Below are 18705 nucleotides of genomic sequence, written 5' to 3'. Positions count from 1 at the left end.
AGCCGAAGCCGAAGCCGAAGCCGAAGCCGAAGCCGAAGCCGAAGCCGAAGCCGAAGCCGAAGCCGAAGCCGAAGCCGAAGCCGAAGCCGAAGCCGATCCCGTCCGCGGAGATTCGACGGGGGTCGAAGGCGAGGGCAGCCTGGCCGGACAGGACGGCTTCTGCGGGAATCCACGCGGCACCGGCGGCATCCGTCCCCGCGGGACGCGGTCCGAAGTTTCCGTACACGGCCAGCTGTTCAAGGTGCGCCCAGCCGGAAGGGGACGGAGCCGCCCGCCACGTGATGGCGCACAAGTGCAGTTCGGCCGAGTGAGGCGGGCTCGTCGGTGTTTCACCGGTCGCGGCGGGCGCTGTGAGAGGCTGGGGCGTATGAACCGGTTGGCTGGTGTGACCTCGCCTTATCTGCTTCAGCATGCCGACAACCCGGTCGACTGGTGGCCGTGGGGACCGGAGGCGTTCGAGGAAGCGGAACGGCGTGATGTACCCGTGCTGCTCTCGGTCGGTTACTCCGCGTGCCACTGGTGCCACGTGATGGCCCACGAGTCGTTCGAGGACCCGGCCACCGCCGACTACCTCAACGCCCACTTCGTTCCGGTGAAGGTCGACCGCGAGGAGCGGCCCGACGTCGACGCCGTGTACATGGAGGCCGTGCAGGCCGCGACCGGCCAGGGCGGCTGGCCGATGACCGTCTTCCTGACCGCCGAGGCCGAGCCCTTCTACTTCGGCACGTACTTCCCGCCCGAGCCGCGCCACGGCATGCCCTCCTTCCAGCAGGTACTCGAAGGGGTCGTGGCCGCCTGGTCCGACCGGCGCGGGGAGGTCACCGAGGTGGCCGGGCGCATCGTCCGTGACCTGGCGGGCCGCTCCCTGACCGCCGGGGAGGGGCGCCTGCCGGGCGAGGCGGAGCTGGCGCAGGCCCTGCTGCGGCTGACCCGCGACTACGACGAGAAGCACGGCGGCTTCGGCGGCGCGCCCAAGTTCCCGCCGTCCATGGTCATCGAGTTCCTGCTGCGCCACCACGCCCGCACGGGCGCCGAGGGCGCCCTGCAGATGGCCGCCGACAGCTGTGCGGCGATGGCGCGCGGCGGGATCTACGACCAGCTCGGCGGCGGCTTCGCCCGCTATTCGGTGGACCGGGAGTGGATCGTCCCGCACTTCGAGAAGATGCTCTACGACAACGCCCTGCTGTGCCGTGTGTACGCCCATCTGTGGCGCGCCACGGGCTCGGACCTGGCCCGCCGGGTGGCCCTGGAGACGGCCGACTTCATGGTGCGCGAGCTGCGGACCGCCGAGGGAGGCTTCGCCTCCGCCCTGGACGCCGACAGCGAGGACGCGCAGGGGCGCCACGTCGAGGGCGCGTTCTACGTGTGGACGCCCGCGCAGCTGCGCGAGGTGCTGGGTGAGGAGGACGCCGCCTTCGCGGCCGGGTACTTCGGGGTGACCGAGGAGGGCACCTTCGAGGAGGGCGCCTCCGTGCTGCGGCTCGTGCGGCCCGGAGAGGCGGAGGCCGCTGACACCGCACGGGTCGCGGACGTACGCGCCCGGCTGCTCGCGGCCCGTGAGCTGCGGGCACGCCCCGAGCGCGACGACAAGATCGTCGCAGCCTGGAACGGCCTGGCGATCGCCGCCCTCGCCGAGACCGGCGCGTACTTCGGCCGCCCGGACCTGATCGAGCGGGCGACCGAGGCCGCCGACCTGCTGGTGCGGGTCCACATGGGTGACGTCGCCCGGCTCTGCCGCACGTCGAAGGACGGCCGTGCCGGGGACAACTCCGGCGTCCTGGAGGACTACGGCGATGTCGCCGAGGGCTTCCTGGCGCTCGCCTCGGTCACCGGCGAGGGTGCCTGGCTGGAGTTCGCGGGCTTCCTGCTGGACATCGTGCTGGAGCGCTTCACCGATGGGCACGGCCAGCTGTTCGACACCGCCGACGACGCGGAGCAGCTGATCAGGCGCCCCCAGGACCCCACCGACAGCGCCACCCCGGCAGGCTGGACCGCCGCCGCGGGCGCACTGCTCTCGTACGCCGCGCACACCGGATCCGAGGCGCACCGCACGGCGGCCGAGGGCGCCCTCGGGATCGTCGGGGCGCTGGGCCCGAAGGCGCCCCGGTTCATCGGCTGGGGCCTGGCGGTCGCCGAGGCGCTGCTCGACGGTCCGCGCGAGGTCGCGGTGGCCGGGCCGGTCGCCGGGGAGCTGCACCGGACGGCACTGCTGGGGCGGGCGCCCGGCGCGGTCGTCGCGGCGGGCGAGGGGCCGGACGCGGGTACCGAGTTCCCGCTCCTGGTGGACCGGCCGGCGCTGGGCGGCGAGCCGACCGCGTACGTCTGCCGGCACTTCGTGTGCGACGCGCCGACCACGGACGCGGAGGAGCTGGCCGGGAAGCTGGGCGGCTGACGGGGACGGCGACGGGCCCGGCCGCCGCCGGGCCCGTCGCCGTAGGGGAGGGTCAGTGCCGGGAGGCGACCAGGGAGATGCCGACGTAGTGCGCGATGAACGCCGCCAGCGTCAGTGAGTGGAAGACCTCGTGGAAGCCGAACCAGCGCGGTGACGGGTTCGGGCGCTTGAGCCCGTAGATGATGCCTCCCGCGCTGTAGAGCAGCCCGCCGACGACGACCAGGACCAGCACCGCGACGCCGCCGGCGCGCATGAAGTCCGGCAGGAAGAACACCGCGGCCCAGCCCATGGCGATGTAGCACGGGGTGTAGAGCCAGCGCGGGGCACCGACCCAGAACACGCGGAAGGCGATACCGGCCGCGGCCGCCCCCCAGATGGCCCACAGCAGTGGCCGGCTGGTGGACTCGGGCAGCAGCAGGAGGGTCAGCGGCGTGTAGGTGCCCGCGATGATCAGGAAGATGTTGGCGTGGTCGAGCCTGCGCAGCACCGCCTCGCCGCGCGGGCCCCAGGTGCCCCGGTGGTAGACACCGCTCACCCCGAACAGCAGACAGGCGCTGAGGACGTAGACGGCACAGGCGACCCGCGCACGCGTGGTGTCCGCCGTGGCGATCAGGACGATTCCGGCGATGACCACCGCGGGGAACATCCCGGCGTGCAGCCAGCCGCGCATCCGCGGTTTGACCGGAACGGGGTCCGTGAGTTCGACGGGTCCGGAGGCGGCAGAAGTCATATCGGCATGTTACCTACGCTTCCGTAGGTAACCGACCCGAGTGGTGATGCTCACGTGTGAGGTCCTCTGGACATATGGGCGGGTTGGCCGGATGATCAAATGAGTGCGGTCGGCACCGGATGAGCGCCAGGGGAATTCGAAGGGGTCAGCATCCGGGTCGCAGCCCCCACGGGGCCTGACAACACACCCTCTCGACTAGGAGCGATCGTGGCGCGAGACATCGCGGCTCCCCTCACTGTTCCCACTCGTCACCAGGAGCTCGTCTCCTGGGTGGACGAGATCGCCGCCCTCACCCAGCCGGACCGCGTGGTCTGGTGCGACGGCTCCGAGGCCGAGTACGAGCGCCTGTGCGGGGAGCTCGTCGCCAAGGGCACCTTCACCGCGCTCGACCCGGTCAAGCGCCCCAACTCGTACTACGCCGCCTCCGACCCGAGCGATGTCGCCCGCGTCGAGGACCGCACCTTCATCTGCTCCGAGAAGGAGGAGGACGCGGGCCCGACCAACCACTGGAAGGCCCCCGCCGAGATGCGGGAGATCTTCACGGGGGAGAAGGGCGTCTTCCGCGGCTCCATGCGCGGTCGCACGATGTACGTCGTCCCGTTCTGCATGGGCCCCCTCGGCTCGCCGCTCTCCGCGATCGGTGTCGAGATCACCGACTCCGCGTACGTCGCCGTTTCGATGCGCACGATGACGCGCATGGGCCAGGCGGTCCTGGACGAGCTCGGCACCGACGGTTTCTTCGTCAAGGCCGTCCACACCCTGGGCGCGCCCCTGGCCGAGGGCGAGCAGGACGTCCCGTGGCCCTGCAACTCCACCAAGTACATCTCGCACTTCCCCGAGGACCGCGAGATCTGGTCCTACGGCTCCGGCTACGGCGGCAACGCCCTGCTCGGCAAGAAGTGCTACGCGCTGCGCATCGCCTCCGTCATGGCCCGGGACGAGGGCTGGCTCGCCGAGCACATGCTGATCCTCAAGCTCACCCCGCCGAGCGGTGAGGCGGAGGCCCCCAGGTACATCGCGGCCGCCTTCCCCAGCGCTTGCGGCAAGACCAACCTCGCCATGCTGGAGCCCACGATCCCCGGCTGGACCGTCGAGACCATCGGCGACGACATCGCCTGGATGCGGTTCGGCGAGGACGGCCAGCTGTACGCGATCAACCCGGAGGCCGGCTTCTTCGGCGTCGCGCCCGGCACCGGCGAGCACACCAACGCCAACGCCATGAAGACCATGTGGGGCAACTCCGTCTTCACCAACGTCGCGCTCACCGACGACGGCGACGTGTGGTGGGAGGGCATGACCGAAGAGCTCCCGGCCCACCTCACGGACTGGAAGGGCAACGACTGGACCCCCGGGTCCGGCACACCCGCCGCCCACCCCAACGCCCGCTTCACCGTCCCGGCCGGGCAGTGCCCGACCATCGCGCCGGAGTGGGAGGACCCGAAGGGCGTGCCGATCTCGGCGATCCTCTTCGGCGGCCGCCGCGCCTCCGCGGTACCGCTGGTCACCGAGTCCTTCACCTGGCAGCACGGTGTCTTCCTCGGGGCCAACGTCGCCTCCGAGAAGACCGCCGCCGCCGAGGGCAAGGTCGGCGAGCTGCGCCGCGACCCGTTCGCCATGCTGCCGTTCTGCGGCTACAACATGGGCGACTACATGAAGCACTGGGTCGAGGTCGGCGCCGGCAAGGCGGACCAGTCGAAGCTCCCGAAGATCTACTACGTGAACTGGTTCCGCAAGGACGAGGCGGGCAAGTTCGTCTGGCCCGGCTTCGGCGAGAACAGCCGTGTCCTCAAGTGGATCGTCGAGCGGCTGGAGGGCAGGGCCGAGGGCGTCGAGACCCCGATCGGAATCCTGCCGGCCAAGGGCTCCCTGGACACCGACGGCCTGGAGCTCTCCGAGTCCGAAATCGACTTCCTGCTCACCGTGGACAAGGAGGTCTGGCGAGAGGAGGCCGCGCTGATCCCCGAGCACCTCGACACCTTCGGCGACCACACGCCGAAGGAGCTGTGGGACGAATACCACGCGCTGGTCCGGCGCCTGGGCTGATCCCCCGGTCCCCGCGGCCGGGCCCCTTCGGCATCCGCCCTGACCCGTGGGGCCGGAGGCCCGCCGCGGCACGGCACCCGGAGCCCCCTCATGGTTCCGGGTGCCGCTTCCTCCCAGGAGACCGCCTCCGGCCGGACGGCGCTCCGCTTTCGGAGGGAACGTCCATGGATCGCCAACGTTTTGCGCACGCAGCCTTCACATCTGTTGCATGAGTCCCCATGGTGCCCGGGGAGACCGGCGCGCCGGCGATCCCGTGGGGGGCATCAGTTGAACAGGTCAGGGCAGAGGAAGCGCGGTCTCGCGACACTCCTCGCGCTCACGCTCGGCGGCGCGGGTCTCACCGCGCTCGCCGCACCGGCGGCACACGCGGCGGACGACGACGTGGCGAAGCTGCCCATCTCGTCGTTCTCGTCCATGGTCGTGGACTCCGCGCACGAACGGGTCTACATCAGTGACGACACCCGGGCCACGTCGACGAAGTCGGCGGTGCACGTCTACAACTTCCAGGGCCAGAAGGTCACCGAGCTGGCCAGCACGTCCGGCTCCGTCGGCGGTATGGCGCTCGCGCACGACGGTTCGAAACTGTACGTCTCCGAGATGTACCGGATCTCCGCGTACGACACCGCGACGTACGCGAAGACCACGTACAACGGGAACAGCTCATCCGGGCAGTGCGGGCGGCAGGTCGCCTACGCGGGCGGCAAGGTGTGGTACACCGAGACCGGTCACAGCACCCTGTGCGACGAGCGTCAGAGCTACCTGTACAGGAGTGTGAACGGCCTCTACTCCTACACCGGCTGGGAGGGTGCGGGCCGGCTCGGCTTCGCGACCTCACCCAAGGCACCGGACGTGCTCGCCCTGGGGCAGACGCTGAGCCCGGGCGGCACCGACCCCTATCTGACCGTCTTCGACAGCAGCGGTGACACGCTCGTACGGGGGCCCCAGCGCCGCTTCGCCGACAGCACGGGCGCGGGCGCGCTCGACCTCAAGGACCTGGCGCTGTCCGCCGACGGCAGCAGGCTCGGCGTCGCCGACGCCGCGTACGGCACCCGGCTGCTGGACACCGCCGGCCTGTCCGACGCCCCGGCGCAGTACCAGCCGCTGCCGGAGGGCGCCAGGGCGTCGGCCGTCGCGTTCAGCGGGGACGGGAAGTACGTCGCCCGGGGCGCCACCGCCACCGGGTCCACGGCCGACCTCCTGATCCAGAGGGCGGATCCGGCGGAGGGCACCACGGCACTGGAGTTCGCCTTCGAGGGCGAACTGGACGGCTCCCGCGTCACCCCGCGCGGTCTCGGGTGGTCCGAGGACGGCTCCCGCCTCTTCGCGGTGACCACCAACGCCTCGGGCTCCGCCTACTGGCTTCATGTGATCCAGCCGCCCGCCGCCCAGTACGACTCCCGCTTCACGGGCACCCCGTCCACCACCCCGGGCACCCCGGTCGTCGGCGAACCGCTCGGCATCCGGGGCCGGCTCGAGCTCGACGGCCCGGCTCCGGCGGAGCCGGTCAAGGTGTCCGCGACACGCCATGACGCGAACGGCGGCCGCAAGCTGGCGGCGGCCGAGGTGGAGCCGGACGGCACGTTCACGGTCCTCGACGTGCCCTCGCTGGTCGGTGGGGCCACGTACACCCTGTCCTTCCTGGGGGACGTGACCCACCGCCCGGCCGAGGACGTCACCCTCCGGGTCGCGGTCGCCAAGGCGCCGACGGCCATCGCGCTCACGGCTCCGGCGGAGGCGACGAAGAACCGGAGCCTGGAGATCACCGGAACCCTGACCGGCCAGGGCCGGGCGCTGCCCCCGGGCATCACCCTCTCCGTGCAGCGGGCGGACAGGAAGGGCACCTACGCACTCACGTCGGCGGCGGTCGCGGCCGACGGCACGTTCAGGATCAACGATCTGGCGTCCGTCCGGGGCGAGGTCGTCTACACGGTCGCGTACGCGGGGGACGACCTGCACAGCGCGTCGGCCGCGTCGGCCGCGGTGCGCGTCCGCCCCGCCGCGTAGCCGTCCACGCGCCCGAGCCGGGTGCGGTCCGCACCCGGCTCGTGTGTGGCACCCGGTCCACGCGTCTTCGCGACCCGTGGACCGGGGCCGTCAGGGGGCGCCGACCAGGGCGGTCGGCGCGGGGGGAGCGGCCAGGGCCGCGGCATGCGCGTCCATGGCCTCGGCCGCGAGGATCGCCACGGCCGTGTCGGCCCGGGACGCGGCGACCACGAGGGCCCGGCCTGCGAGGGCGTGGGCGCGGCGGTGCAGAGCGGCCGGGGACGCCTCGCTGCGGGCCGCGTGCCGGGCGGGCGGCGCGGCGCGGAGCCGGCCCACCTGCTCGGCGATGCGGTCACCCGCCGCGGTGAGCCCCAGCTCGTCGGTGACGGCGAGCAGGGCCGCGAGATGCCCGGCGAGCTGGATGTCCAGCTCCTCCTCGCGGCTGCGGTGCGGGAAATCGGCGTCGTCGGCCGATGTGTGGACCGACTTGGTGCGGATCGGCTCGTACATGGAGGGCCTCCTGATGATGCAGTAAGGCCATCCTACCTTGGATTGATTCTAAAGTTGTGTGGAGTCCGGGAAGGTTTGGCCGCTCAGGGCTGGCTGTAACCGTCCAGGAAGTTCCCGATGCGTGTCACCGCGTCGGTGAGGTCCTTGGCGGGCGGCAGCGTGACCACCCGGAAGTGATCGGGTTCCGGCCAGTTGAAGCCCGTGCCCTGCACCACCATGATCTTCTCGGCGCGCAACAGGTCGAGGACCATCTGCCGGTCGTCCTTGATCTTGAAGACCTTGGGGTCGAGCCGTGGGAAGAGATACAGCGCGCCCTTCGGCTTCACACAGGTCACCCCGGGGATCTGTGTCAGCAGGTCGTACGCCACGTCCCGCTGCTCCAGGATCCGTCCGCCCGGCAGCACCAGCTCGTTGATCGACTGCCGTCCGCCGAGTGCGGTGGCCACCGCGTGCTGCGCCGGCATGTTGGCGCACAGCCGCATGTTGGCCAGGACCGTGAGGCCCTCGATGTACGAGGAGGCGTGCGCCTTCGGTCCGCAGACCGCCATCCAGCCGGAGCGGTACCCCGCGATCCGGTAGTTCTTGGAGAGCCCGTTGAAGGTGAGCACCATCAGATCCTGGGCGATGGCGGCGGTCGGGGTGTGCGTCGCGCCGTCGTAGAGGATCCGGTCGTAGATCTCGTCGGAGCAGACGACCAGGTTGTGGCGCCGGGCGATCTCCGTCAGTCCGCGCAGCATCTCGTCGTCGTAGACCGCGCCGGTCGGATTGTTCGGGTTGATGATCACGAGCGCCTTGGTGCGGTCGGTGATCTTCCGCTCGATGTCGGCGAGGTCGGGCATCCAGTCGGCCTGCTCGTCGCACCGGTAGTGGACGGCCGTACCGCCCGCCAGCGAGACCGAGGCCGTCCACAGCGGGTAGTCGGGAGCGGGGACGAGCACCTCGTCGCCGTCGTCGAGCAGCGCCTGCATCGACATCTGGATCAGCTCGGACACGCCGTTGCCCAGGTAGACGTCCTCCACGTCGAGGTCGATCCCCTTGGTCTGGTAGTGCTGCATCACCGCACGGCGCGCCGACAGCAGACCCTTCGCGTCGCCGTAGCCGTGCGCACCCGAGAGGTTGCGCAGGATGTCCTCGAGGATCTCCGGCGGGCATTCGAACCCGAACGCCGCAGGGTTGCCCGTGTTGAGCTTGAGGATGCGATGACCTGCGGCTTCGAGCCGCATCGCTTCCTCGAGCACGGGGCCGCGGATTTCGTAACAGATGCCGGAGAGCTTCGTGGACTGGATGACCTGCATGTCTGCGAGCTTACGACCGTGTTCCGCGCGCCGCGCCCAGGTCGCGTGCCGGCTGCTCCCTCCGGGGGCGGGCGACACCGCGCCGGGTCTTCCATCGCCATGCCGCCCCGGCCGCGCACCGTGGGAACGGCCGGTCGGGGCGGCGCCGCGGCTTGGAATGCGGGCGTGAGGCGCGGAACCGGGTGAGATGCGCCACGCGGGGGCGCACGGCCGAGCGCGTGCGCCCGGAGGAAACCGGCCCCGCCCCCGCCCGCGCCGGGGCGACGGCGGGGGTGCGCCCTGGTCAACCGGGCAGAACGGTCCCCTCGGGGAGGCGTACGCCGAAGTCCTCGGCCAGCACGCGCAGCACCTCGGCGGAGTCGCTCAGCTCCCGCTCCTCGACCGTGCCGTCGTCGGCGGTCTCCACCAGCGTCCGTCCGGACAGGGCCCGGTGCAGGCCCGGCAGGGTGCGCTGGGCGTACACCGCCTGCTGGAACGGCGAGCGCGGATTCGTCGCGCTGTGCCAGTTGATGACCTCGTAGTCCGGGGCCTCGAACGGCTCCAGGGTGAATTCGTACTGCGGCTCCCAGTAGCCGCCCTTGTCCGTCTGCAGTTCCCACATCTCCAGCGGTCCGTCGTGCGGGGCGTGCACGAGCCGGTGGCGGCGCGGGGTGTCGAGCAGTTCGGCGTCCACCACCAGGGGGATCGGCTCCAGCAGTGCGCCGTGCGAGCCGAAGCCGACGTCCGCCAGCCAGCGGGTCGGGCCGCCCCCGTCCTCGCCCTCGACGTCCACCTGCATCACCATGTGCACGCGTGGCCGGACGTCACCGGGCGCCGCGCCCAGCACCACCCGCGCCGTCAGCAGCGTCACCCGGAACCCGAGCCGGCTCAGAGCGGCGGCGAGGAGGGTGTTGTGCTCGTAGCAGTACCCGCCGCGCTCACTGCGGACGAGCTTCTTCTCCAGGTCCGGGAGCGCGAGGGAAGGGACGCTGCCGAGGACGGGATCCAGATTCTCGAACGGGATGCCCAGCATGTGGGCGCGGTGCACGGACCGCAGCACCTCCACGGTGGGACGGCGCTCCCCGGACCAGCCGATGCGGGCGAAGTAGGCGTCGAGGTCGAGTGTCATACCCCGACACTACGCAGAGACCTCAGGGGTTTCTCGAATCCCCTGACCACACAGGGGGTTCGAGGGCCGCGGCCCACCCGTGCCGTGCGACGGCCCGCCCGTCCGGCCGGACCCGCGGCACGGCGCCGCGGGTCCGCCGGGCGGCCGGTCAGGCCGTGCGCCGGCCGCTGCCCCGCACCGCCCGGCCGGCCAGGGCGGAGGTCCGCCTGCCGTCCTCGATCACGAAGCGGCCGTCGATCAGGACGTGCGGGATGCCCACCGGGAGGGTGCGCGGTTCGCCGAAGGTCGATCCGGCCGCCACGGTGGCCGGATCGAAGAGGACCAGGTCGGCGCGGTAGCCCTCGCGGACGTACCCGCGGTCCGGCAGGCGCAGGCGGGCGGCGGGACGGGACGTGAGGTGGGCGACGCACTCCTCCAGCGAGAGGATGCCCAGCTCCCGCACGTACCGGCCGAGGTACTGCGGGAACGTGCCGTACGCGCGGGGGTGGGGCTTGTCGCCCTGGAGGATGCCGTCGCTGCCGCCGGTGTGCACCCGGTGGCGCATGATCTGCTGGACGTTCTCCTCGTGGCCGACGTGCTGGAGGATCGTCGTGCCCAGCCGGTCCTCGAGGAGCAGCCGACGGGCCGTCACCCAGGGCTCCTCACCGCGCAGCAGGGCGGACTCGGCCACCGTACGGCCGACGTGGCCGGACAGTCCGGGTGAGCCGACGCCGGAGATCTCGATCGTGTCCCACTCGATCGGGACGCCGTGGCAGCCGTCGGAGCCCAGGACCTCCATGTGGTGGCGGATGCGTTCCGCCGTCGCCCCGTCCGCGAGCCGGGTCAGGATCGACTCGGGTCCGCCCTCGCTCGCCCAGCTGGGCAGCATCGCCACGAGGGTCGTGCACCCGGGGGTGTACGGATAGGTGTCGAGCGAGATGTCCGCTCCGGTCGCGAGTGCGTCGTCCAGGAGGGTCAGGAGCTCGGGGGCCTTCCCCTTGTTCACGCCGAAGTTCATGGTGGCGTGGGCGAGGTGGAGGGCGCAGCCGGCAGCGCGGGTGAGCTGCACCATCTCCTCGTACGCGGCGAGCGCCCCCGCGCCGTAGGAGCGGTGGTGCGGGCAGTAGTAGCCGTCGTGCGCCGCCACCACCCGGCACAGCTCGGTGAGTTCGGCGTCCTTCGCGTACATCCCGGGGGTGTACGTCAGGCCCGAGGACATGCCGACCGCGCCCTCCGTCATGCCCTGCGCGACGAGCTCCTTCATGCGGTCCAGCTCCGCGTCGGTGGCGGGGCGGTCGTCCCAGCCGACCGCGAGCATCCGGACGGTGCCCTGCGGGACGAGGTAGGCGGCGTTGACGGCGATGCCCTGGCCGCCGAAGTTGCGGTCGAGACGGTCCAGGTAGCCGCCGACGGTGCGCCAGTCGAAGTCGATGTCGCTGCCGTCGCCGTTCCAGCCGGCGATGGAGCGGCGGACCTCCGCGAGGGTGCGGTCGTCGGCGGGGGCGTACGACAGGCCGTCCTGGCCGAGGACCTCCAGGGTGACGCCCTGGGCGGCCTTCGCACTGTGGTCGGGGTCGCGCAGCAGGGCGAGGTCGCTGTGCGCGTGCATGTCGATGAAGCCCGGCGAGAGCGCGAGGCCGTCCGCGTCCAGGGTGCGGGCGGCGGTGGGGCGGGGACCGTCGCCCTCGCTGCGGATCTCGGTGATCCGGCCGTCCGTGATGCCTACGTCGGCGCGGTAGGAGGGGGCGCCGGTGCCGTCGACGACGCGGGCGTCGCGGATGACCAGGTCCATGGGATGTCGCCTTTCGGGGTGGGGGAGTGGTTCCGCCGGGATCAGAAGAAGGTGCGGATGTAGTCGGTGACGGTGCCGTCCGCCTCCACCAGCGGGATCAGCTGCCACTTGTCGAAGGAGGTGCAGGGGTGCGAGAGGCCCATCCCGATCCAGTCGCCGACCTCCAGCTCGGCGCCCGCCTCGGTGCGCACCCAGCCGTGCTGGTCGGACAGTCCGCTGACGGTGACGCCGGTGGCCGGCCGCACGGATCCGTCGCGTGCGGAGCGGACGACCTGTGCCTCCGGGAGGTCCAGGTCGTAGGCCGCGTCGCGCTTGCCGGCGTTGACGAACGCCTGCTCGGGGGTGGGGCGGGAGACGACCTGGGCCCAGAGGCGGAAGGCGGGCTGCAGCGCGCCCTCCTCGGGGATGCGGTTGAAGGGGGTGAGATGGCGGTAGTGGCCGTCGTCATGGCTGACGTACGCACCGGAGCGCAGCAGCTTGAGGACGGGCCGGCTCAGTGCGGGGATCTCGGCGAAGACATCGGCGACGGCGTCGAACCACGCGCTGCCTCCCGCGCTGACGAGGATCTCCTCGCCGTCCGCCAGCGCGGTGAAACGGCCGGCGGCGTCGAAGTCCGCGGCCAGCGCGACGAGCCGGCGCAGCCACTCCCGCACCCGCTCGGGGGTGGCGTCCGGCACCTCGCCCTCGTATCCGGCGACGCCCACCAGGCGCAGGGTGGACGCGGCGGCCACCGCGTCGGCGACCGCCGCGCAGCCGGCCTCCGTGCGCACACCGGTGCGGGCGCCCCGGCCGGCTCCCAGCTCGACCACGACGTCGACGGGGCGCACGGCACCCGCGGCGCGCAGGGCCCCGTCCATCAGCTCGACACCACGCACGGAGTCCACGTAGCAGGCGAACGTGAAGTCCGGGTCGGCGTCCAGCTCGCCGGCCAGCCAGCGCAGCGCCACCGCGTCGACGAGTTCGTTGGCCAGGAAGATCCGCCGGATACCGTGGGCGCGGTACACCCGGGCCTGGTGCGGGACCGCGGCGGTGATGCCCCAGGCGCCGTACTCCAGCTGGCGGGCGAAGAGCTGCGGGGACATCGACGTCTTGCCGTGCGGCGCGAAGGCCAGGCCGTGCCGTTCCGCGTACGTCCTGAGCAGGGCGAGGTTGGCCTCGAGCGACTCGGCGGACAGGGCCAGCACGGGAGTGGTGAAGCCGCCGGTGAAGAGGTTGCGGCGCTCGGCCGCCAGGGCGCCGACGGTCAGCCCCTCCGCGTCGGGCGGGAGTGCCTTGAAGCGGTGGTCCACCACTTCACCGGCGAGTGCTGCCAGGGACTGTCCGGCGGACTGCTGGGCGGCCAAGGGATCCTCCTCGGGAACTCGGCCGTTGCACTCTATGCAACGGTCGTTGCGCATATCGCTTAACGCTGTCTAACATCCGAGCCAATGCCGGGTCAATGGTGGACACCGGCGCCCACGGCCGACCACGAGGAGCCCAGAGTGCCCGGATCCGCAGCCAGGACAGCCACCGCAGACGCCGTCTGCCTCGGTGAGTCCATGGTGACGTTCCTGCCCTCGCAGCCGGGCCGCCTCGCCGACGTACCCTCCTTCGGCCGCGGCATCGGCGGCGCCGAGTCCAACGTCGCCTGCGCGCTCGCCGCCGCGGGACACCGGGCGAAATGGGTCGGCCGTGTCGGAGCCGACGGCTTCGGCGACCACCTCGTGGACACCATCGCCGGCTACGGCGTCGACACCTCCGCCGTGCGCCGCGACCCGGCCCGCCCCACCGGCATCTACTTCCGCACGGCCGCGGACCGGGCCACCGGCACCCACGAGGTGGCGTACTACCGGGCCGGTTCCGCGGCCTCCGCGATGTCCCCGGACAACGTCCCGTACGAGGACCTCCTCTCCACGCGCGTCCTCCACCTGTCCGGCATCACCGCCGCGCTCTCCGCCGACTGCCTGGCGCTCCTGCACGACCTCACCGCCCCCCGCGACGGCCGCCCGCTGGTCTCCTTCGACGTCAACCACCGCCCCGGGCTGTGGCGCGACGGCGAGGCCGGCCCCGGACCGGAGGTCCTGCTCGCCCTCGCCCGCCGCTGCGACCTCGTCTTCGTCGGGGAGGACGAGGCGGAAGAGGCATGGGGCGTGCGCGGCACCGAAGCGATCCGTGCGGTTCTTCCGGAGCCGGACGTCCTGGTCGTCAAGCGGGGCGCGGACGGTGCCACGGTCTTCTCGAGGACGGGGAGCGGCCCTGGGGCGGAGGACACCGTCACCACCGTCCCCTCCCTCCACGTCGACGTCGTCGCCGCCGTCGGCGCGGGTGACGCCTTCGCCGCCGGATTCCTCTCCGCCACCCTGCGCGGCCTGCCCGTACGCGACCGCGCCCGGCACGGCCACCTCATGGCCGCCGCCGTCCTCACCGTCCCCGGCGACCTCACCGGGCCCCCGCCCCGGGCGTACGCCGACCGGCTCGCCGCCCTCGACGACGAGGCCTGGGGCACACTTCGTCTCGGCCCCGGCTGGACAGCCGCCGCCGGGGCGAACGAGGAGGTAAGAGTCACATGAGCCAGACCGTCGACCGCGCGCTGAGCATCCTGCCGCTGCTCGCCCAGGGCCCCGCCGACCTCGGCCAGGTCGCGACACGGCTCGGCGTCCACAAGTCCACGGCGCTGCGCCTGCTCCGTACCCTCCACGAGCACGGACTCGTCTACCGCCAGGAGGACCAGCGCTACCGCCTCGGCGCACGGCTCTTCGCGCTCGCGCAGGAAGCCGTCGAGAACCTGGACGTACGCGAGATCGCCCACAGCCACCTGGTCGCGCTCAACGAGCAGTGCGGGCACACCGTCCATCTCGCGGTGTACGAGGAGAACGAGGTCCTCTACATCGACAAGGTCGAGAGCCGCTACCCCGTGCGGATGTACTCACGGATCGGCAAGCCCGTCGCGATCACCGTCGCCGCGGTCGCCAAGCTGCTCCTCGCCGACCTCGCCGAGCCCGAACGGCGCGCGATCGCCGAACGGCTCGACTACCCCATGTACACGTCCCGTTCGCTCCCGAACGCCGGTGCCTTCCTCAAGGAACTCGCCGTCGTGCGCGAACAGGGCTGGGCCACCGACCTCGGCGGCCACGAGGAGTCCATCAACTGCGTCGGCGCCCCCATCCGGGGCGCGGACGGGCGGGTCGTCGCCGCCATGTCGGTGTCCGCACCGAACGTGGTCGTCACGGCCGAGGAACTCCTCACCCTGCTCCCGCTGGTGCGCCGCACCGCGGACACCATCAGCCGGGAGTACTCCGGCACCACCCCCACCAAGAAAGCCTGAACCGCCATGACCGAGAAGACCGCCCTCACCCCCGGCACCCACACCGCTCCGCCCGCCAAGTTCTCGCACGGCGTGAAGAAGGGGAACATCCTCCAGGTCGCCGGTCAGGTCGGCTTCCTGCCCGCCGTCGAGGGCCAGGCCCCCACCCCGGCCGGCCCGACGCTGCGCGAGCAGACCCTGCAGACCTTCGCCAACGTCAAGGCGATCCTGGAGGAGGGCGGCGCGAGCTGGGACGACGTGATGATGATGCGCGTCTACCTCACGGACGTCGACCACTTCGCCGAGATGAACGCCATCTACAACGAGTACTTCGAGGAGCAGGGACTCGAGGCCCCCGCCTCCGCACGTACGACGGTGTACGTCGGCCTGCCCAAGGGGCTCCTCATCGAGATCGACGCCCTCGCGGTCCTCGGCTGATCCCCGGCCCCTCCGCACCACCGGCCGGCTGAACCGCCCGGCCCCGTCGCACCCCCGCAGCACGGCACGGCGCCCGCCCCTCCCCCTGGGCGCCGTGCCACCCCCCTCTGCCCGAAGGGCCCCGTCACCAACGGAGTTGACCGCTCATGCTGCTCGCCGCCGCCCCCGCCCCCGAGGCGCCACCCCACACCGGTGGACTGCTCCTCCTGATCGGCGGAACGCCCGGTCTGCTGACCATCGCCGCCCTCGGGATCGCCCTCCTGCTCTTCCTGATCATCAAGGTCAGGCTGCAGCCGTTCGTCGCGCTGCTCGCCGTGTCCATAGCCGTCGGCCTGGGTGCCGGTCTCTCCGTCACCGAACTCTTCGGAACCGTCCAGAAGTCGGCCGCCGTCTCCGTCATCGAGTCCGGCATGGGCGGCATCCTCGGGCACGTCGCGATCATCATCGGCCTCGGCACGATGCTGGGCGCGATCCTGGAGGTGTCCGGCGGGGCGGAGGTGCTGAGCGCCCGCCTGCTGAACCTCTTCGGCGAGAAGCGCGCCCCGCTCGCCATGGGCCTCACCGGCCTCATCTTCGGCATCCCGGTCTTCTTCGACGTCGGCATCTTCGTCCTCGCGCCGATCGTGTACGCCGCCGCCAAGCGCTCCGGCAAGTCGGTGGTCCTGTACGCGATGCCGCTGCTGGCGGGCCTCTCGATGACCCACGCGTTCCTGCCGCCGCACCCCGGACCGGTCGCCGCCGCGGGCCTCTTCAACGTCTCCCTCGGCTGGGTCATCCTGATGGGTGTCGTCGTCGGAATCCCGTCCGTCCTCGCCGCCTGGGGCTACGCCGCCTGGATCGGCAAGCGCGTCTTCGTCGACGTACCGCAGGACATGGTCGAGGCGGCCGAGGAGTCCAAGGCGGCGGTCGTCGCCGAACAGCGCGCCGCCGGTGTCACCCCGCACGAGCAGCCCGTCGCGCTCGGTACCGTCCTCGCGATCATCGGCACCCCGCTGATCCTCATCCTGGCCGCGACGTTCTCCTCCATCGCGCTGGACCCGTCCACCCTGCGCTCCGTCATCGAGTTCTTCGGCAACCCCTTCGTCGCGCTGACGATCGCCCTGTTCCTCGCCTACTACCTGCTGGGCATCCGGCGCGGCTGGTCCCGCAAGTCCCTCGAGTCGGTCTCCACGGCCTCGCTGAAGCCCGTCGGCAACATCCTGCTGGTCGTCGGTGCGGGCGGGATCTTCGGAGCCGTGCTGAAGGGAAGCGGAATCGCGGACGCGCTGGCCGACACCTTCAACGACGTGGGCCTGCCGGTCATCCTGCTCGCCTGGCTGATCTCCGTCGTCCTGCGGGTCGCGCAGGGCTCGGCGACGGTCGCGATCGTCACCACCGCCGGCATCGTCGTCCCGCTCGTCGAGGGCCAGGACATGTCACAGGCCCACCTCGCGCTGATCATCATGGCGATCTCGGCGGGCTCCATCTTCGCCTCGCACGTCAACGACGGCGGATTCTGGATGGTCTCGAAGTACTTCGGCATCTCCGAGCGCGACACCCTGAAGACCTGGACCGTCCTGGAAACGGTCCTCTCGGTCGCCGGCTTCGTGGTCGCGGCGGCGCTGAGCCTGGTGATCTAGCACCTTTCGCCCGGAACAGGCCGGCTGACCGGACCGGACCGGACCGGACCAGGCACGCTCCAGCCTGTTCCGGCCCGGTCCGGACGGTGCCGGATCTGCTCTCACGCGCGTGCCGGGCCCCCGTCCGGTGCCCGGCGTCCTGTTTGCCGGGAGACGGTGTGCCGCGCCCCCTTGTGCGAAACGGCGCCATGCGCTTCGTTGATCGACATGGCGGAGACAAGCGAGATCACAGAGGCGGGGGAGCGGGGCTCCCGGCCGCGCAAATCCAGCTGGCGTTACATCGGGCCCGGCATCGTCGTCGCGGCCACCGGCGTCGGAGCCGGCGACCTGGTCGCCACACTCATCGCGGGCAGCAAATTCGGCTACACCCTCATGTGGGCGGCCGTGATCGGCTGCCTCGTCAAGATCTCCCTCGCGGAAGCCGTGGGCCGCTGGCACCTCGCGACGGGCCGCACCCTCTTCGAGGGCTGGCGCACCCTCGGCAGCTGGACCACGGTCTACTTCGCGGTGTACGTGGTCATCTGGGGCTTCGTGTACGGCGCCACGGCGATGTCCTCCAGCGCCCTGCCCATCGTGGCGCTGTTCCCCGACGGGCCGGGGCTGAAGACCTGGGCGGTCATCACCGGGCTGGTCGGCCTGGTCTTCGTCTGGTTCAACCAGTACGCCGTGTTCGAGAAGGCCATGACGGTCCTGATCGGCGTGATGTTCATCGTGGTGGTCTACGTCGCGATCCGGGTGTCGCCGGACGTCGGAGCCTCCTTCGCGGGGCTGCTCCCGGTGCTCCCGGACGGCTCGCTGGTCTACACGCTCGGGCTGATCGGCGGCGTCGGCGGCACGATCACCATGGCGGCGTACGGGTACTGGGTGAACGCCAAGGGATGGTCCGGCGCCTCCTGGATGAAGGTGATGCGGATCGACAACCGGGTCGCCTACATCACGACCGGCATCTTCGTCGTGGCGATGCTCATCGTCGGAGCGGAGCTGCTGCACTCCTCGCAGATCGCCCTGACGAAGGGGGACCAGGGGCTGATCGACCTCGGCGGGATCCTGGAGGACCGCTTCGGGGCAGGCACCGCGAAGCTGTTCCTGGTCGGCTTCTTCGCGGCTTCGTTCTCGTCGCTCATCGGTGTGTGGCACGGCGTGAGCCTGATGTTCGCCGACTTCGTGGAGCGGATCCGGGCCGCCCGGGGCGGCGCGGGCGCCGAGAAGGCGGACAGCGAGACGGTCCGCCGGCAGGAGCGGTCCGTTCCGTTCCGCGCGTACCTGCTCTGGCTGACCTTCCCGCCGATGACGCTGCTGTGGCTGGACGAGCCCTTCGGGCTCGTCATCGGCTACGGGGTCCTGGGCGCCTTCTTCATGCCGTTCCTGGCCCTGACCCTGCTGTGGCTGCTCAACTCCTCCCGCACGCCGAGGGAATGGCGCAACGGCTGGCTGAGCAACGGGATGCTGGGCGCGGCGGGCCTGCTCTTCGTCGTCCTGTGCGTCAAGCAGGTGGTCGACCTGCCCTGGTGACGACGGCGTACGGAGCCGGGG

General features: G+C 71.5%; 14 protein-coding genes and 1 pseudogene. 8 read left to right on the top strand and 7 right to left on the bottom strand.

What is annotated here, in order from left to right; translation table 11 throughout:
• Positions 1–226 (bottom strand): annotated as a pseudogene (locus ACF1FZ_RS00770) (hypothetical protein); the annotation flags it as partial.
• A 141-nt stretch (positions 227–367) separates the two neighbouring features.
• On the opposite strand from ACF1FZ_RS00770, the gene ACF1FZ_RS00765 reads away from it, so the two are divergent.
• Positions 368–2392 (top strand): thioredoxin domain-containing protein, encoded by a 2025-nt coding sequence (locus ACF1FZ_RS00765; RefSeq protein ID WP_391771221.1) that lies wholly within the window; start codon positions 368–370, stop codon positions 2390–2392.
• 52 nt (positions 2393–2444) lie between these two features.
• Here the strand turns inward: ACF1FZ_RS00765 and ACF1FZ_RS00760 are convergent, their stop codons facing one another.
• A complete protein-coding gene (locus ACF1FZ_RS00760) occupies positions 2445–3122 on the bottom strand; it encodes a hemolysin III family protein (RefSeq protein WP_391771220.1) in 678 nt (225 codons plus the stop codon).
• Positions 3123–3329: 207 nt separating this feature from the next.
• Between ACF1FZ_RS00760 and ACF1FZ_RS00755 the strand changes: the two genes are divergently transcribed.
• Complete coding sequence (locus tag ACF1FZ_RS00755; RefSeq protein ID WP_391771219.1) at positions 3330–5165, top strand: phosphoenolpyruvate carboxykinase (GTP); 1836 nt, start codon at positions 3330–3332, stop codon at positions 5163–5165.
• A gap of 267 nt (positions 5166–5432) precedes the next feature.
• Positions 5433–7169 (top strand): Ig-like domain repeat protein, encoded by a 1737-nt coding sequence (locus tag ACF1FZ_RS00750; protein WP_391771218.1) that lies wholly within the window; start codon positions 5433–5435, stop codon positions 7167–7169.
• Between the two features lie 90 nt (positions 7170–7259).
• Here the strand turns inward: ACF1FZ_RS00750 and ACF1FZ_RS00745 are convergent, their stop codons facing one another.
• The 5 genes from ACF1FZ_RS00745 to ACF1FZ_RS00725 form a co-directional block, all read right to left on the bottom strand.
• Positions 7260–7658 (bottom strand): hypothetical protein, encoded by a 399-nt coding sequence (locus ACF1FZ_RS00745; protein ID WP_391771217.1) that lies wholly within the window; start codon positions 7656–7658, stop codon positions 7260–7262.
• 83 nt (positions 7659–7741) lie between these two features.
• On the bottom strand, positions 7742–8953 hold the full coding sequence (locus ACF1FZ_RS00740) for a pyridoxal phosphate-dependent aminotransferase (RefSeq protein WP_391771216.1): 1212 nt from the start codon (positions 8951–8953) through the stop codon (positions 7742–7744).
• A gap of 283 nt (positions 8954–9236) precedes the next feature.
• Positions 9237–10061 carry an arylamine N-acetyltransferase gene (locus tag ACF1FZ_RS00735; RefSeq protein WP_391771215.1) on the bottom strand — a complete coding sequence of 275 codons (825 nt, stop codon included), beginning with the start codon at positions 10059–10061 and terminating at the stop codon, positions 9237–9239.
• 148 nt (positions 10062–10209) lie between these two features.
• Positions 10210–11832 (bottom strand): amidohydrolase family protein, encoded by a 1623-nt coding sequence (locus tag ACF1FZ_RS00730; RefSeq protein ID WP_391771214.1) that lies wholly within the window; start codon positions 11830–11832, stop codon positions 10210–10212.
• Between the two features lie 41 nt (positions 11833–11873).
• A complete protein-coding gene (locus tag ACF1FZ_RS00725; RefSeq protein ID WP_391771213.1) occupies positions 11874–13175 on the bottom strand; it encodes an alanine racemase in 1302 nt (433 codons plus the stop codon).
• A 138-nt stretch (positions 13176–13313) separates the two neighbouring features.
• Here ACF1FZ_RS00725 and ACF1FZ_RS00720 point away from each other — a divergent pair, with 138 nt between their 5' ends.
• From ACF1FZ_RS00720 to ACF1FZ_RS00700, 5 genes are all read left to right on the top strand, one after another.
• Positions 13314–14381 carry a sugar kinase gene (locus ACF1FZ_RS00720; protein ID WP_391771212.1) on the top strand — a complete coding sequence of 356 codons (1068 nt, stop codon included), beginning with the start codon at positions 13314–13316 and terminating at the stop codon, positions 14379–14381.
• Positions 14378–15136 (top strand): IclR family transcriptional regulator, encoded by a 759-nt coding sequence (locus ACF1FZ_RS00715; protein ID WP_391771211.1) that lies wholly within the window; start codon positions 14378–14380, stop codon positions 15134–15136. Before ACF1FZ_RS00720 ends, ACF1FZ_RS00715 begins: the two co-directional genes overlap by 4 nt.
• 6 nt (positions 15137–15142) lie before the next feature.
• Positions 15143–15553 (top strand): RidA family protein, encoded by a 411-nt coding sequence (locus tag ACF1FZ_RS00710; protein WP_391771210.1) that lies wholly within the window; start codon positions 15143–15145, stop codon positions 15551–15553.
• A gap of 146 nt (positions 15554–15699) precedes the next feature.
• Complete coding sequence (locus ACF1FZ_RS00705) at positions 15700–17172, top strand: GntP family permease (RefSeq protein WP_391771209.1); 1473 nt, start codon at positions 15700–15702, stop codon at positions 17170–17172.
• 207 nt (positions 17173–17379) lie between these two features.
• Positions 17380–18684 (top strand): Nramp family divalent metal transporter, encoded by a 1305-nt coding sequence (locus ACF1FZ_RS00700; protein ID WP_391771208.1) that lies wholly within the window; start codon positions 17380–17382, stop codon positions 18682–18684.
• Positions 18685–18705: the final 21 nt, after the last annotated feature.

It is taken from the genome of Streptomyces sp. NPDC014623 (genome assembly GCF_043088245.1).
Lineage (GTDB): Bacteria > Actinomycetota > Actinomycetes > Streptomycetales > Streptomycetaceae > Streptomyces.
The sequence above is the reverse complement of the archived record's forward strand: the minus strand, read 5'-3'. Positions and strand labels throughout refer to the sequence as shown.

Coding starts and splice junctions, on each gene's coding strand:
- ACF1FZ_RS00765 (WP_391771221.1), top strand. CDS start 368: ATGAACCGGTTGGCTGGTGTGACCTCGCCTTATCTGCTTCAGCATGCC.
- ACF1FZ_RS00760 (WP_391771220.1), bottom strand. CDS start 3,122: ATGACTTCTGCCGCCTCCGGACCCGTCGAACTCACGGACCCCGTTCCG.
- ACF1FZ_RS00745 (WP_391771217.1), bottom strand. CDS start 7,658: ATGTACGAGCCGATCCGCACCAAGTCGGTCCACACATCGGCCGACGAC.
- ACF1FZ_RS00740 (WP_391771216.1), bottom strand. CDS start 8,953: ATGCAGGTCATCCAGTCCACGAAGCTCTCCGGCATCTGTTACGAAATC.
- ACF1FZ_RS00735 (WP_391771215.1), bottom strand. CDS start 10,061: ATGACACTCGACCTCGACGCCTACTTCGCCCGCATCGGCTGGTCCGGG.
- ACF1FZ_RS00730 (WP_391771214.1), bottom strand. CDS start 11,832: ATGGACCTGGTCATCCGCGACGCCCGCGTCGTCGACGGCACCGGCGCC.
- ACF1FZ_RS00715 (WP_391771211.1), top strand. CDS start 14,378: ATGAGCCAGACCGTCGACCGCGCGCTGAGCATCCTGCCGCTGCTCGCC.
- ACF1FZ_RS00710 (WP_391771210.1), top strand. CDS start 15,143: ATGACCGAGAAGACCGCCCTCACCCCCGGCACCCACACCGCTCCGCCC.
- ACF1FZ_RS00705 (WP_391771209.1), top strand. CDS start 15,700: ATGCTGCTCGCCGCCGCCCCCGCCCCCGAGGCGCCACCCCACACCGGT.
- ACF1FZ_RS00700 (WP_391771208.1), top strand. CDS start 17,380: ATGGCGGAGACAAGCGAGATCACAGAGGCGGGGGAGCGGGGCTCCCGG.